The sequence below is a fragment of the Leifsonia sp. PS1209 genome, assembly GCF_012317045.1.
Lineage (GTDB): Bacteria > Actinomycetota > Actinomycetes > Actinomycetales > Microbacteriaceae > Leifsonia.
In genome coordinates this window covers 2,938,356-2,951,120 of the sequence record NZ_CP051154.1, presented here as the reverse complement: position 1 = coordinate 2,951,120, position 12,765 = coordinate 2,938,356, and the positions used below count along the sequence as shown (strand labels likewise).

Below are 12,765 nucleotides of genomic sequence, written 5' to 3'. Positions count from 1 at the left end.
CCGAGGCGATAGATTAGGAGGCATGTCCGCGCCTCACACTTTGATCCTCCTCCGCCACGGCAACAGCGAGTGGAACCAGAAGAACCTGTTCACCGGCTGGGTGGACGTCCGCCTCAGCGAGCAGGGCGTCGCAGAAGCCAAGCGTGCCGGAGAGCTGCTCTCCGAATCCGGGCTGCACCCCGACGTGCTCTACACCTCCGTGCTCACCCGCGCGATCCAGACCGCGAACCTCGCCCTCGAGGTCGCAGACAGGCTCTGGATCGACGTCAAGCGGTCGTGGCGCCTCAACGAGCGCCACTACGGCGCGCTGCAGGGCCTCGACAAGGCGGAGACGCTGGAGAAGTACGGCCCTGAGCAGTTCCAGCTGTGGCGCCGCTCCTTCGACGTCCCGCCGCCGCCGCTCGACGACGACAGCGAGTGGTCGCAGGCGCACGACCCGCGCTACGCCGGCCTCGGAGACGACCTGCCGCGCACCGAGTGCCTGAAGGACGTCATCGCCAGGATGCTCCCGTACTGGGAGTCCGACATCACGAAAGACCTCGCCGAGGGAAAGACGGTCCTGGTCACGGCGCACGGCAACTCGCTGCGCGCCCTGGTCAAGCACCTCGACGGCATCTCGGACGACGACATCGCCGAGCTGAACATCCCGACCGGCATCCCGCTGGTCTACCAGCTCGACGAGGACTTCCGTCCGATCGCCCCCGCCGCATACCTCGACCCGGAGGCCGCCGCCGCCGGCGCTGCCGCCGTGGCCGCCCAGGGCAAGAAGTAGAAAGAATCGAGTCCGAACTTATTCACGCTTCGCTCGGCGCGTCGCGTGAATAAGTCCGGACTCGATCTTTTGGGTGGGTGAGTCTCGGGGCTAGGAGGCCAGCTCGGGGGCCCAGTCGCCGGTGGCCAGGTACTGGACCTTCTTGGCGATGGAGACCGCGTGGTCTGCGAAACGCTCGTGGTAGCGGGACGCAAGGGTCGCGTCGACGGTGTCGACCGCCTGGCCCTTCCAGGTCTCGCCGAGCACCTTGTCGAAGACGCTGACGTGCAGCTCGTCGATCTGGTCGTCCTCGTTGCGGATCTCGTCGGCCAGATCGAGGTCCTGCGTGCGGAGCAGCTGCGCGAGCTTCTGCGCGATCAGCACGTCGAGACGGCCCATCTCCGCGAAGGTCGAACGCAGGCTCTTCGGGACGACCTTGTCCGGGAAGCGGTAGCGCGCCAACTGCGCGATGTGCTCGGACATGTCGCCCATCCGCTCCAGCGACGCGCTGATGCGGAGCGCGCTGACCACGATGCGCAGGTCGCGGGCGACCGGCTGCTGGCGGGCGAGGATCTGGATGGACAGCTCGTCGAGGAGCACGGTGAGCTCGTCGATCTTGTTGTCGTTGGCGATGACGTCCTCGGCGAGGCTGACATCGGAGTTGTTGAACGCCTGCGTTGCATTCTGGATGGAGAGGACGACGAGTTCCGCGATCTCGACGAGCCGGTCCTGAACTTCGGCCAGCTCCTGCTGGAATACTTCGCGCATGGGGTGTGGTCCTTCCTGGCGTGCGCACGCACGCGGGATGCGGGGTCTTCTGACCCCGTGAGCATGTTCCCTTCGCCAGGTTAACGGTTGGTGCCGTCCGCCTGAACACTGTCTAAAGTACCCGCGAAAACACGCGGCAGGCTGCGGGATGCGTGCATTCGGCTGTTTACGCATCCCATACGCTTGCCTCATGGACTCCGCCTGGTTGGTGCTGCTGTCTCTGGCACTCGGCCTCGTGGTCGGCGCCGGATTCGTGTGGATCCTGCACATCGCCGCGAGACGGGGCGATCACGCCGTGCAGGTGGTCAGCCCGAGCGTTCCCGACGGCGTCGATCAGGTACTGGATGCGCTCGAATCGGCCGGTGTCGTGCTCGACCCGTCGAACAACGTCATCAAGGCATCGCCCGGCGCCCACGCGATCGGTCTCGTCTGGAACGGCGCCCTCGTGCACCCGCACCTCGTCGACCTGGTGGACAGTGTTCGGCGCACCGGCGAACCGGTGACGGAGGAGTGCGAACTCGCGCGCGGCCCGTTCGGCGATGCGAACATCCACTTGAGCGTGCGGGTCGCCAGGCTCGGCAGCCGCTACGTGCTGCTGCTCGCGGAGGACAGGACCGAGTCGTACCGGCTGGAGATCGTGCGGCGCGACTTCGTCGCCAACATCAGCCACGAGCTGAAGACGCCGATCGGGGCGGTCAGCCTGCTGGCCGAAGCGCTCGACGGCGCGTCGGACGACCCGGACCAGGTGCGCCGGTTCGCGCACAGGCTCACGCAGGAGGCGCACAGGCTCGCCCGCATCACACAGGACATCATCGAGCTGAGCAGGCTGCAGGCGACGGATGCCATCGGCAGCGCCGAGCGTCTCCGGGCGAACGCCGTCGTCACGGCTGCCCTCGACCAGAACAGGGTCGCCGCGGAGACCAGGGGCATCGAGCTCGCGGTCCGCGGCGACAAGGCGGCGGAGATCCTCGGCAACGAGGCCCTGCTCGTCACCGCTGTGCACAACCTCATCTCCAACGCGATCCAGTACTCGCCGGACGACTCGCGCATCGGCGTCGGCGTCCGCGTGGTCGACGGCGTGGTCGAGATCGCGGTGACCGACCAGGGCGAGGGCATCCCGGAAGACGACCTCGACCGCGTCTTCGAACGATTCTTCCGCGTCGACCAGGCCCGCTCCCGCAACACGGGAGGCACGGGGCTGGGGCTCGCCATCGTCAAGCACGCCGTGCAGAACCACGGCGGCGAGGTGCGCGTCTGGTCGCAGCCCGGTCGCGGCTCGACCTTCACCATCCGGCTGCCAGAAGCATCCACTGTTCGTCCCCCGATAGGAGAACCAACGTGACATCCATCCTGCTCGTCGAGGATGAGGCCGCTCTGAGCGAGCCGCTCGCCTACCTGTTGAAGCGCGAAGGCTACGACGTGACGGTCGCGGAGGACGGGCCGACGGCGCTCGCCGAGTTCGACAAGGACGGCGCAGACCTCATCCTGCTCGACCTCATGCTGCCCGGCATCCCCGGCACGGAGGTGTGCAGGGAGATCCGCACCCGGTCGAGCGTGCCGATCATCATGCTGACCGCCAAGGACTCCGAGGTCGACATCGTGGTGGGCCTGGAGCTCGGCGCCGACGACTACGTGACCAAGCCGTACTCGTCCCGCGAACTGCTCGCGCGCATCCGGGCCGTGCTGCGGCGCAGGGTGGAGGCGGAGGAGACGATCGACGACGCGATCCTCGAAGCCGGTTCGGTGCGAATGGATGTGGACAGGCACACGGTGCAGGTCAACGGCACCGAGATCTCCATGCCGCTGAAGGAATTCGAGCTGCTGGAGCTGCTGCTACGCAACGCGGGGAGGGTGCTGACGCGCGGCCAGCTGATCGACCGGGTGTGGGGGAGCGACTACTTCGGCGACACCAAGACCCTGGATGTGCACATCAAGCGCATCCGGTCGCGGATCGAGGAGAGCCCGTCGGAGCCGGCGATGCTGGTCACCGTGCGCGGGCTCGGCTACCGTTTCAACGCCTAGAGGACTTCACGCACCGACAACGCGAACGGCTCCGAACTTCACGAAGAAGTTCGGAGCCGTTTCGTTTGCGCGTGCGACCGACTACTTGGTGGCCGGCAGGATGGTGGGCGGCACGAGGTCGCGGTATTCGGGCAGGGCGCCGTCGAGGACGGGGACCTGCAGCTTCAGGCCGGTCTCGTCTCCGTACTGGAAGAAGACGGAGTAGAGGCCGCCCGGCTTGCCGTCGAAGTTGGCGAAGAAGACGTTGTTGCTGGAGCTGGACTGCGGGTCGCTGCCGAGCTGCTTGACCTGGCCGGGCTTGACGGTGACCTCTGCCGTGGAGGCGCTCTGGTCTCCGCCCTGGATGGAGACCTCGATGCTCTTCGAGTCGTTGTTGACGAGCGTCACGACGAGGTTGCCGACGGTGCCGTCTTTCGCGTCCGTGATGATGATGGCGTTGCGCACGTCGATCTGGCCGACGTTACCGCTCACCCCGTCGCTCGCGTCGTAGTGCTTCGTGGTGGCCTGCGGGGCGATGAAGCCGCAACCGGCCGTTCCGAACGCGACCGCCAGAGCAAGGGCGATGGACGCTGCGACACGAGCTTTCACTGAATGACCCTCCAGATCGTTCCGCTCGGCCTGCGAATGCGCCGTGTGAGAAAGCGGAATGCTGTTTGAGTTTAGCGCATGCCCACGGGCGCTCGGGCGCGCGAAGGCGAACCTTAGCATGTGCCTCATGTGGTATCCTAGTAGTTGCTGAAGGGACATCAATCTATGCTTTTCGAGGTTGGCGAAACCGTCGTTTACCCCCACCACGGTGCTGCGACTATCACCGAAGTCAAGAAGAGAATCATCAAGGGTGAAGAGAAGCTGTACCTCAAGCTCAACGTGACCCAGGGCGACCTCACCATCGAGGTTCCCGCTGAGAACGTCGACCTCGTCGGCGTCAGGGACGTTATCGGCAAAGAGGGTCTCGACCGCGTCTTCGAGGTTCTGCGCGCTCCGTTCACCGAGGAGCCCACCAACTGGTCCCGCCGCTACAAGGCGAACCTTGAGAAGCTCGCCTCCGGCGACGTCATCAAGGTCTCCGAGGTCGTCCGCGATCTGTGGCGCCGCGACCAGGACCGCGGCCTGTCCGCCGGTGAGAAGCGGATGCTCGCGAAGGCTCGTCAGATCCTGATCTCCGAGCTCGCGCTCGCCGAGAAGACCGACGACGAGAAGGCATCGAGCCTGCTCGACGAGGTCCTGGCCTCCTGAGTGTCGCCGCGCCTCGCGGTGGTGATCGTCGCCGCCGGTAGTGGCACGCGTCTGGGTGCAGAGCTCCCGAAAGCCTTCGTGGCTCTCGGGGGCTCTACTCTTCTCGAGCGTTCGGTGCATGCCGTCGCGGGAATGAGCGAAGAGGCGCAGGTCGTGGTCGTCGCCCCCGCGGAGCTCGTCGGGGACGCGACGGAGCTCGCATCCCGAGCTTTCGGCGCGCCCGTCTCCGTCGTGGCGGGCGGGATGACCAGGCAGCAGTCCGTTGCGGCCGGCATCGCCGTGCTCGCGGACTCCGTCGAGGTCGTGCTGGTGCATGACGCCGCTCGGGCGCTCACTCCGTCGTCGCTGTTCGACGACGTCGTCTCGGCGGTGGATGCGCGGGGTCACGGTGTCGTGCCCGGCCTGCCGGTGAGCGACACGATCAAGCGCGTCGGCGCCGACGGGGAGATCCACGAGACCGTCGACCGGTCCGTGCTGTCCGCCGTGCAGACGCCGCAGGGCTTCCCGCTGGCCGACCTCGCCGCCGCGTACGCAGCAGCGGCGTCGGAGGAGACGGACGACGCCGCGCTGGTCGCCGCATCCGGTCGGGCGGTCTCCGTCATCCCGGGCGACGCGCGCGCGTTCAAGATCACCACGCCGTGGGACCTGCGCCGGGCGGAGGAGCTGATCGCCGGGTCTGCCGCTGCCGCCCACGCTGCGCCGCGCATCGGGTTCGGAACGGACACGCACGCATTCGACCTGTCGGCGGAGCTGTGGCTCGCCGGACTGCACTGGCCGGGGGAGGCCGGGCTCGCCGGGCATAGCGACGGGGATGCCGTCGCGCACGCGATCACGGATGCGCTGCTCGCCGCCGCGGGCCTCGGCGACATCGGCGGCGTGTTCGGCACGAGCGATCCGCGATTCGTCGGTGCTCACGGATCCGTGTTCCTGACGGAGACCCGACGTTTGGTCGAGCAGGCGGGATTCCGGATCGGGAACGTGTCCGTGCAGCTGGTCGGCAACCGGCCGAAGTTCGCGCCGCGACGTGCGGAGGCCGAGGCGCTGCTCGGCGGCATCCTCGGCGCCCCGGTGTCGGTATCCGCGACCACGACGGACGGCCTCGGGTTCACCGGCCGCGGCGAGGGCATCGCCGCGTTCGCCACCGCCCTCGTTATCCACAGCCGACAGGTCTGACGAGTTACTGACATGTTCGAACGCTCGCGCGGCACCCGCGCGGCCCGGCCCGTAGGCTGTATGCCGTGACTGTGAGACTCTACGACACGAAGGCCGGTGTCCTTCGCGACTTCATCCCGCTCCGCGACGGCGAGGTGGGCATCTACGTGTGCGGTCCGACCGTGCAGTCGTCTCCGCACATCGGCCACCTGCGCTCCGCGCTGGTCTACGACCAGCTGCGGCGCTGGCTGAGCTATCGCGGATACCGGGTCACCCTGGTGCGCAACGTCACAGACATCGACGACAAGATCCTGGTCAACGCCGAGGCTGCTCGGGAGTCCGGCAGTGCGGAGGAGTGGTGGGCGCTCGCGTACCGCTTCGAGCTCGAATTCACCGCGGGGTATACGGCGCTGGGTGTGCAGGCGCCCACCTACGAGCCGCGGGCCACGGCGAGCATCCCGCAGATGCAGGAGATCATCGCCCGGCTGATCGAGCGCGGGCACGCGTATGCCGCGGCGGACGGCTCCGGCGACGTGTACTTCGACGTGAAGAGTTGGCCGTCGTACGGCGAGCTGACCAGGCAGAGCATCGACAACATGGAGGCCGCGGCCGACGCAGACCCCCGTGACAAGCGAGACCCGCGCGACTTCGCGCTCTGGAAGGGGCGCAAGGCCGACGAGCCGGCGTCCGCATCCTTCCCGTCTCCGTGGGGAGACGGGCGGCCGGGGTGGCACATCGAGTGCTCCGCGATGTCGCGGCGCTACCTCGGGCCGCAGTTCGACATCCACGGCGGCGGGCTCGACCTGCGCTTCCCGCACCACGAGAACGAGATCGCCCAGTCGACGGCGGCGGGGGATGCGTTCGCCAATTACTGGGTGCACAACGGCCTGGTCAACGTCAACGGACAGAAGATGAGCAAGTCGCTCGGCAACTCGGTCTACGCGGCCGACCTGCTGGGCGCCGCGCGTCCTCTGGTGGTGCGGTACTACCTCGGGTCGGCGCACTACCGGTCGACCATCGACTTCCACGACGGGTCGCTGGAGGAGGCGGAGGCGGCACTCGAACGCATCTCCGGGTTCTTCGAGCGGGTCGACCGCCGGCTGGCCGGAACGCGCTTCGCCGGGAGCGGCGTCGAGAGCGTTCCAGACGCCTTCGCCGAGGCGATGGACGACGACCTCGCCGTTCCGCAGGCCATCGCCGTGCTGCACGACACCGTGCGTTCAGGAAACGCGGCACTGGATGCGGAAGACTTGGAAGCCGCCGCCGCCGCACGCGGGCACGCGCTCGCGATGGCGGAGGTGCTGGGCATCAACCCGCTGTCCCCGCACTGGAACACCGCAGGATCGTCGGCGGCGGACGCCGCCCTCGGCCAGCTGGTCGAGCGGCTGCTCGCCGACAGGCAGGCGGCACGGCAGGCGAAAGACTTTGCGGCAGCAGACCGCATCCGCGACGAACTGACGAGCGCGGGAATCACCATCGAAGACACCCAGACGGTGTCGCATTGGAGCATCGAATCATGAAGAACTCGGGTGGAAAGCCCCGCGCCGGGGCCGTGAGGAAGAGCCGCAAGGGTCCCCAGGTGGGCTCGGGCGGACAGGGCAGGCAGGCACTCGAAGGCAAGAAGCCGACGCCGAAGGCCGAGGACCGGCCGTACCACCCCGCCGGCAAGGCGAAGGCGGCGCGCGAGCGCTACGCCGCAGCGGGCGGGCGCGGCAAGCCGGGCGAAGGCCGTGGTCAGGGCTCCGGCCAGGGCCGCGGGAGGGGCGACACCGCGCCGCGCGGCGCATCCGGTGCTGCACGCCGCGCCAAGTCGGGCGACGAGAGCGAGATCGTCACCGGCCGCAACTCCGTGGTCGAGGCGCTGCGCGCGCACATCCCCGCCAGCACTCTCTACATCGCCGCGCGCGTCGAGATGGACGAGCGGGTGAAGGAGATCCTGTCGATCGCCACCGGTCGCGGTCTCCCGATCCTCGAGGTCATGCGTCCGGAGCTCGACCGCCTGGCCGGCCGCGACGCCGTGCACCAGGGTGTCGCGCTCAAGGTGCCGCCGTACGAGTACGCGCACCCGGCCGACCTGCTCGACCTCACCATCCGCAAGGGGGAGACGCCGCTGTTCGTCGCCCTCGACGGCATCACAGACCCCCGCAACCTCGGCGCGATCATCCGCTCGACGGCCGCGTTCGGCGGGCAGGGCGTCATCGTCCCGCAGCGTCGCTCGGTCGGCATGACCGCCTCGGCGTGGAAGACGTCGGCGGGCGCCGCAGCGCGCACGCCCGTCGCGATGGCGGCCAACCTCACGCAGACGCTCAAAGCGTTCAAGGAGGCCGGCGTCTTCGTGCTCGGCCTCGACGGCGGAGGCGATGTGTCGCTTCCCGGGCTGTCGTTCGCCGACCGGCCGGTCGTGATCGTGGTCGGCAGCGAGGGCAAGGGACTGTCGCGCCTGGTCACCGAGACCTGCGACGCGATCGTGTCCATCCCGATCACCGCCACCACCGAGTCGCTCAACGCGGGAATCGCCACGAGCGTCACGCTCTACGAGATCGCCAAGCTGCGCGCGGAGGCCAAGAAGTAGCCAGGCGGTCGCCGCCCGGCTGATGAGATGCCAGTAACTGCGCCGGATTCCACGGAAATCGGCGCAGTTGCTGGCATCTCGCGGTTGTAGGTGGGGTCAGACCTTGCTGCGCCAGTCGTCGGCGTCGTCGTCCTCGTCGCCCGTTCCCGTCTCCGACGCCAGGATCGGGATGCTGATGGTCTCGGTGGGCGGGGCGATCACGGTCGCCTCGTCGCGGCGGTGGCGGAGGATGTCGTTGATGTACGAGGTCAGGGCCTCGGCGAGCGGCACATCCCGGCCCTCGGCCTGCGACATGAACCAGCGGTGCTCCAGCAGCTGGTGGAAGACCTCGGCGGGCTCCAGCTTGCCCTTGAGGTCGGCGGGGATCGCGCGCACGACAGGCTCGAAGACGCGCATCAGCCACTCGTGCGCCATCGCCTCCTCGTCCAGGCCCTGCTTGCCGAGCGTCGCGGCGTAGGAGTCCAGGTCGTTGAGCAGTCGCCTGGCCTGGTTCTCTCCGGTGTCGAGGCCGGTGAGGCGCAGCAGCCTGCGCTGGTGGTGACCGGCATCCACCACCTTCGGCTGGATGCGCACCGTCGTGCCCTCGTCGGAGGTCTTGATCGCGAGCTCCTCGATGTCGAAGCCGAGATCGTTGAGGCGGTCGACCCGCTGGTTGATGCGCCAGCGCTCCGACGACTTGAACGACTCGCTGCCTGTCAGCTCCTTCCAGAGCGACCGGTATGCGGCCACGATGCCGTTGGAGACCTTGATCGGGTCGAGCTCCTCGTCCACGCGACCGCCGGCCTCGAGGTCCATCAGCTCGCCGGCGATGTTGACCCTGGCGATCTCCAGGTCGTTCTCGCGCTGACCGTTGGAGAGGCCGCCGTCGTAGAGCTGGCCGGTCTCCGCATCCACGAGGTACGCGGCGAACGCGCCGGCGTCGCGACGGAACAGGGTGTTGGAGAGGGAGACGTCGCCCCAGAAGAACCCGACGATGTGCAGGCGCACGAGCAGCACGGCCAGCGCATCCACCAGTCGGGTGGCGGTGTCGGGCCGCAGGGTCTGCGAGAACAGCGCCCGGTATGGGAGCGAGAACTTGAGGTGGCGCGTGACCAGCACGGCCTTCAGCGGGTCGCCCTCGTCGTCCGTGCGGTTCTTGATGACCGCGACGGGATCGACGCACGGCACGTCCACCCGCTGCAGGGTGCGCAGCATCTCGTACTCCCGCGTGGCCATCTCCGCGGTCGTCTCCTTGATGGCGATGACGTAGCCGGACAGGTTCGCGAAGCGCACCAGGTGGCGGGAGATCCCCTTGGGCAGAACGGCGATGTGCTCGCTCGACCACTCGTCGAGCGGAAGGTTCCACGGGAGGTCGAGGAGTGCGGGATCGACCGTCGCCGCGGTGATGTTGAGGGAGCCAGCCATGATGAAAACCTATCGGATGCGGGTGGGAGCGCTGAGGGCGGGGGAGCGGATGGGGAAAACGACAGTGCCGCAGTCCGGGAAGGACTGCGGCACTGTCAGGATGCGTTGCGACCTCAGTCGACGACGGCACCGCCGAGGCGCTCGCCGCTCTCCGCGTGGAACGCGTGGACGTGGCCCGGCTTCGGGGTGATGTAGACGGTGTCGCCCGCGTTCGGGTGCATGCGTCCGTCGACACGACCGACGATGTCGGTGCGCTTGCCGTCGATCTCCGAGTGGCCGTAGAGGTAGCCGTCTGCGCCGAGCTCCTCGACCAGGTCGACCGTGACCTTGAGGCCGGTGTTCTCGGTGGTGGAGACGACGACGTCCTCCGGGCGGACACCGATGGTGACGGCCGAACCGGCGTTCGCGAGGACCTCGCGCTCGATCGGGACGACCGAAGTGCCGAACTTGACACCGCCGTCGGTGACGTCGGCCGAGAACAGGTTCATGGCCGGGCTGCCGATGAAGCCGGCGACGAACACGTTGTTCGGCTGCGCGTACAGGTCGCGCGGGGTGCCGACCTGCTGCAGGACGCCGTCCTTGAGGACCGCGATGCGGTCACCCATGGTCAGAGCCTCGGTCTGGTCGTGCGTGACGTAGACCGTGGTGACGCCGAGGCGGCGGGTGAGCGACGCGATCTGGGTGCGGGTCTGGACGCGGAGCTTGGCGTCGAGGTTCGACAGCGGCTCGTCCATGAGGAACACCTGGGGGCTGCGGACGATCGCGCGGCCCATCGCGACGCGCTGACGCTGACCACCGGAGAGCGCCTTCGGCTTGCGGCCGAGGTAGGGCTCCAGGTCGAGCAGCTTGGCGGCCTCGAGGACGCGGGAGGCGCGCTCGTCCTTGTTGACGCCGGCGATCTTGAGCGCGAAGCCCATGTTCTCTGCGACGGTCATGTGCGGGTAGAGAGCGTAGTTCTGGAAGACCATCGCGATGTCGCGGTCCTTCGGCGGAACGTCGGTGACGTTGCGCTCGCCGATGAAGATGTTGCCGTCGTTGACCTCTTCGAGGCCGGCGAGCATACGCAGCGAGGTGGACTTACCACAACCGGACGGACCGACCAGGACGAGGAACTCGCCATCGGCGATCTCGAGGTCGAGTGCATCCACTGCAGGGCGGTTGGAACCCGGGTACAGACGGGTTGCCTTGTCATAGGTGACTGACGCCATTGTTTTCTTACTCCTTCACCGGCAGGTACGTGCCGGACGATCCGTTGTGAATGGGTAGGTGGAACTGTCGTCCTGGGGCGACGGTGCCACGACCCCATAGTATGACATCGGCGACGGCGTCGTGACCACACGGGCACCCAGGGGTCCACGGCGCATTCAGCCGGCGTCTGGACGATTCCCAGACTGCCGAATTACGATCGACCGGTTGCGTGCTGAGCGCGCGATCCGAACCACACTGCCCCGAAGCAGTGCCCCAGCGATTCCCCCGAAAGTGATATTCATGACCGACGGCCCCGACGACAGCCGCCCTGCCAACGAACGGCGTGAGGCAGCCAGGGAGAAGGCCCGCCAGCTGCGCACGTCCCAGCAGCGGAAGGATCGAAGGAACAAGGCGCTGCTGACCGGCGGCATCGTGATCGGAGTGCTCGCCGTCGTCACGGTCGTGGCCCTGATCATCGTCAGCGCGATCCGCCCGACCGTCCCCGGCCCGAAGAACATGGCGAGCGACGGTGTGCTGATCGGCTCCGGCCTCACCGTCAAGCCGACGCCAGCCCTCGCGGCGGACGCCAAGCCCATCCCCTCGACGCCGGACCCCAGCGGCAGCGTCGTCGACATCCGGGTGTACGCCGACTACCTCTGCGCGCTGTGCGGCGACTTCCAGCGCACCAACCTCAAGCAGCTCGAACCGCTCGTCAAGGACGGCGCGGTGACGATGGAAGTGCATCCGGTCGCCATCTACACGAGCCACTCGGCGGGGACGAAATACTCGCTGCGGGCGGCCAACGCCGCGGCGTGCGTCGCGAACTACTCGCCGAACGCGTTCTGGAAGTTCAACGCGACGATGTTCACCAAGCAGCCCAAGGAGGGCGGCCCCGGCCTCACCGACGCGCAGATCAAGTCCCGCGTCAGCGACGCCGGAGCGACCAAGACGAGCGAGATCTCCTCCTGCATCGACGACGGCCGGTTCAAGACCTGGGTGACGACTGCGAGCGACAGGGCGCTGAGCGGCCCCATCCCGAACTCGACGGTCAAGAAGATGACGAACGCGCTGCTGGTGCTGGTCAACGGCAAGCAGTACACCGGCTCGCTGACCAGCGCGGCCGACTTCAAGGCGTTCGTGCTGCAGGCGCAGGGCGACCAGTATTCGTCGACCGCGACGCCGTCCCCGAGCCCCAGCGCAGGCTGACCGGACCGCAGGACCCCATCCCGTAGGATGGGTGCCGACGACGGGCGACCGTCGCCTGCCGGCCTGGCGCAATTGGTAGCGCACCGCTCTTGTAAAGCGGGGGTTACGGGTTCGAGTCCCGTGGCCGGCTCTCTCAGGTCTCCTGCCGATGGGCACCCTGCTCTGGCTCTCCCGTCGCGGCCAGCACTGCCAGCTCCTCACGGTGCTCTGAGCGGTGGCGGCGGTCGACGCCGAACAGGTAGACGGCGTCCAGCACACCCAGGGTGTTGGAGACGAGCAGGGTCGCGAACCAGGGTTTGCTGCCATTTCGTGCCGCCCGCCACAGGGAGACACCTTTCCACGCGAGGGTCCAGGCGATCGCCCCGCCGAGGAGCACCTTGACTCCCGGTTGCACGTCGCGGAACTGCAGCGAAGAACCGTGGCTGCTGTTGTGCTTTCTCATGGCATCACTCAACCGGCAGACGTC

Annotated in this window: 13 protein-coding genes and 1 tRNA gene; 9 read left to right on the top strand and 5 right to left on the bottom strand. The window is 67.9% G+C overall.

Going from position 1 to position 12,765, the window contains the following annotated elements; genetic code table 11:
- Positions 1 to 22 precede the first annotated feature (22 nt).
- Positions 23 to 772: a phosphoglyceromutase gene (locus HF024_RS14030; RefSeq protein ID WP_168689955.1), complete on the top strand. Its 750-nt coding sequence runs from the start codon at positions 23 to 25 to the stop codon at positions 770 to 772.
- A gap of 90 nt (positions 773 to 862) precedes the next feature.
- Here HF024_RS14030 and phoU read toward each other — a convergent pair whose 3' ends face one another.
- Positions 863 to 1,519 carry a phosphate signaling complex protein PhoU gene (gene phoU / locus HF024_RS14025; protein ID WP_085371104.1) on the bottom strand — a complete coding sequence of 219 codons (657 nt, stop codon included), beginning with the start codon at positions 1,517 to 1,519 and terminating at the stop codon, positions 863 to 865.
- A gap of 190 nt (positions 1,520 to 1,709) precedes the next feature.
- Between phoU and HF024_RS14020 the strand changes: the two genes are divergently transcribed.
- Both HF024_RS14020 and HF024_RS14015 read left to right on the top strand, forming a co-directional pair.
- Positions 1,710 to 2,861, top strand: a complete 1,152-nt coding sequence (locus tag HF024_RS14020; protein ID WP_168689954.1) for an ATP-binding protein — start codon at positions 1,710 to 1,712, stop codon at positions 2,859 to 2,861.
- Complete coding sequence (locus HF024_RS14015; RefSeq protein WP_168689953.1) at positions 2,858 to 3,541, top strand: response regulator transcription factor; 684 nt, start codon at positions 2,858 to 2,860, stop codon at positions 3,539 to 3,541. The genes HF024_RS14020 and HF024_RS14015 overlap by 4 nt, the downstream gene beginning before the upstream one ends.
- An 81-nt stretch (positions 3,542 to 3,622) precedes the next feature.
- Here HF024_RS14015 and HF024_RS14010 read toward each other — a convergent pair whose 3' ends face one another.
- Entirely contained in the window at positions 3,623 to 4,129 is a 507-nt protein-coding gene (locus HF024_RS14010) for a hypothetical protein (RefSeq protein ID WP_168689952.1), read from the bottom strand.
- Between the two features lie 165 nt (positions 4,130 to 4,294).
- On the opposite strand from HF024_RS14010, the gene HF024_RS14005 reads away from it, so the two are divergent.
- From HF024_RS14005 to rlmB, 4 genes are all read left to right on the top strand, one after another.
- Positions 4,295 to 4,777: a CarD family transcriptional regulator gene (locus HF024_RS14005; RefSeq protein ID WP_021763858.1), complete on the top strand. Its 483-nt coding sequence runs from the start codon at positions 4,295 to 4,297 to the stop codon at positions 4,775 to 4,777.
- A complete protein-coding gene (ispD, locus tag HF024_RS14000) occupies positions 4,778 to 5,950 on the top strand; it encodes a 2-C-methyl-D-erythritol 4-phosphate cytidylyltransferase (protein ID WP_168689951.1) in 1,173 nt (390 codons plus the stop codon).
- Positions 5,951 to 6,015: 65 nt separating this feature from the next.
- The gene (cysS, locus tag HF024_RS13995) at positions 6,016 to 7,449 is read left to right on the top strand and encodes a cysteine--tRNA ligase (RefSeq protein ID WP_168689950.1); all 1,434 of its coding nucleotides are present in this window, start codon (positions 6,016 to 6,018) and stop codon (positions 7,447 to 7,449) included.
- Positions 7,446 to 8,501 (top strand): 23S rRNA (guanosine(2251)-2'-O)-methyltransferase RlmB, encoded by a 1,056-nt coding sequence (gene rlmB / locus HF024_RS13990; RefSeq protein WP_085371098.1) that lies wholly within the window; start codon positions 7,446 to 7,448, stop codon positions 8,499 to 8,501. Before cysS ends, rlmB begins: the two co-directional genes overlap by 4 nt.
- Before the next feature lie 96 nt (positions 8,502 to 8,597).
- On the opposite strand, the gene HF024_RS13985 is transcribed toward rlmB, so the two are convergent.
- Both HF024_RS13985 and ugpC read right to left on the bottom strand, forming a co-directional pair.
- A complete protein-coding gene (locus tag HF024_RS13985; RefSeq protein WP_168689949.1) occupies positions 8,598 to 9,905 on the bottom strand; it encodes a DUF4032 domain-containing protein in 1,308 nt (435 codons plus the stop codon).
- Between the two features lie 113 nt (positions 9,906 to 10,018).
- On the bottom strand, positions 10,019 to 11,113 hold the full coding sequence (gene ugpC / locus HF024_RS13980; protein ID WP_085371096.1) for a sn-glycerol-3-phosphate ABC transporter ATP-binding protein UgpC: 1,095 nt from the start codon (positions 11,111 to 11,113) through the stop codon (positions 10,019 to 10,021).
- A gap of 280 nt (positions 11,114 to 11,393) precedes the next feature.
- Between ugpC and HF024_RS13975 the strand changes: the two genes are divergently transcribed.
- Both HF024_RS13975 and HF024_RS13970 read left to right on the top strand, forming a co-directional pair.
- Positions 11,394 to 12,299 (top strand): thioredoxin domain-containing protein, encoded by a 906-nt coding sequence (locus HF024_RS13975; protein ID WP_168689948.1) that lies wholly within the window; start codon positions 11,394 to 11,396, stop codon positions 12,297 to 12,299.
- Between the two features lie 57 nt (positions 12,300 to 12,356).
- Positions 12,357 to 12,429 (top strand) — tRNA-Thr (locus tag HF024_RS13970).
- Between the two features lie 3 nt (positions 12,430 to 12,432).
- On the opposite strand, the gene HF024_RS13965 is transcribed toward HF024_RS13970, so the two are convergent.
- Positions 12,433 to 12,741 carry a DUF5652 family protein gene (locus HF024_RS13965; RefSeq protein ID WP_247597121.1) on the bottom strand — a complete coding sequence of 103 codons (309 nt, stop codon included), beginning with the start codon at positions 12,739 to 12,741 and terminating at the stop codon, positions 12,433 to 12,435.
- Between the last annotated feature and the right edge of the window lie 24 nt (positions 12,742 to 12,765).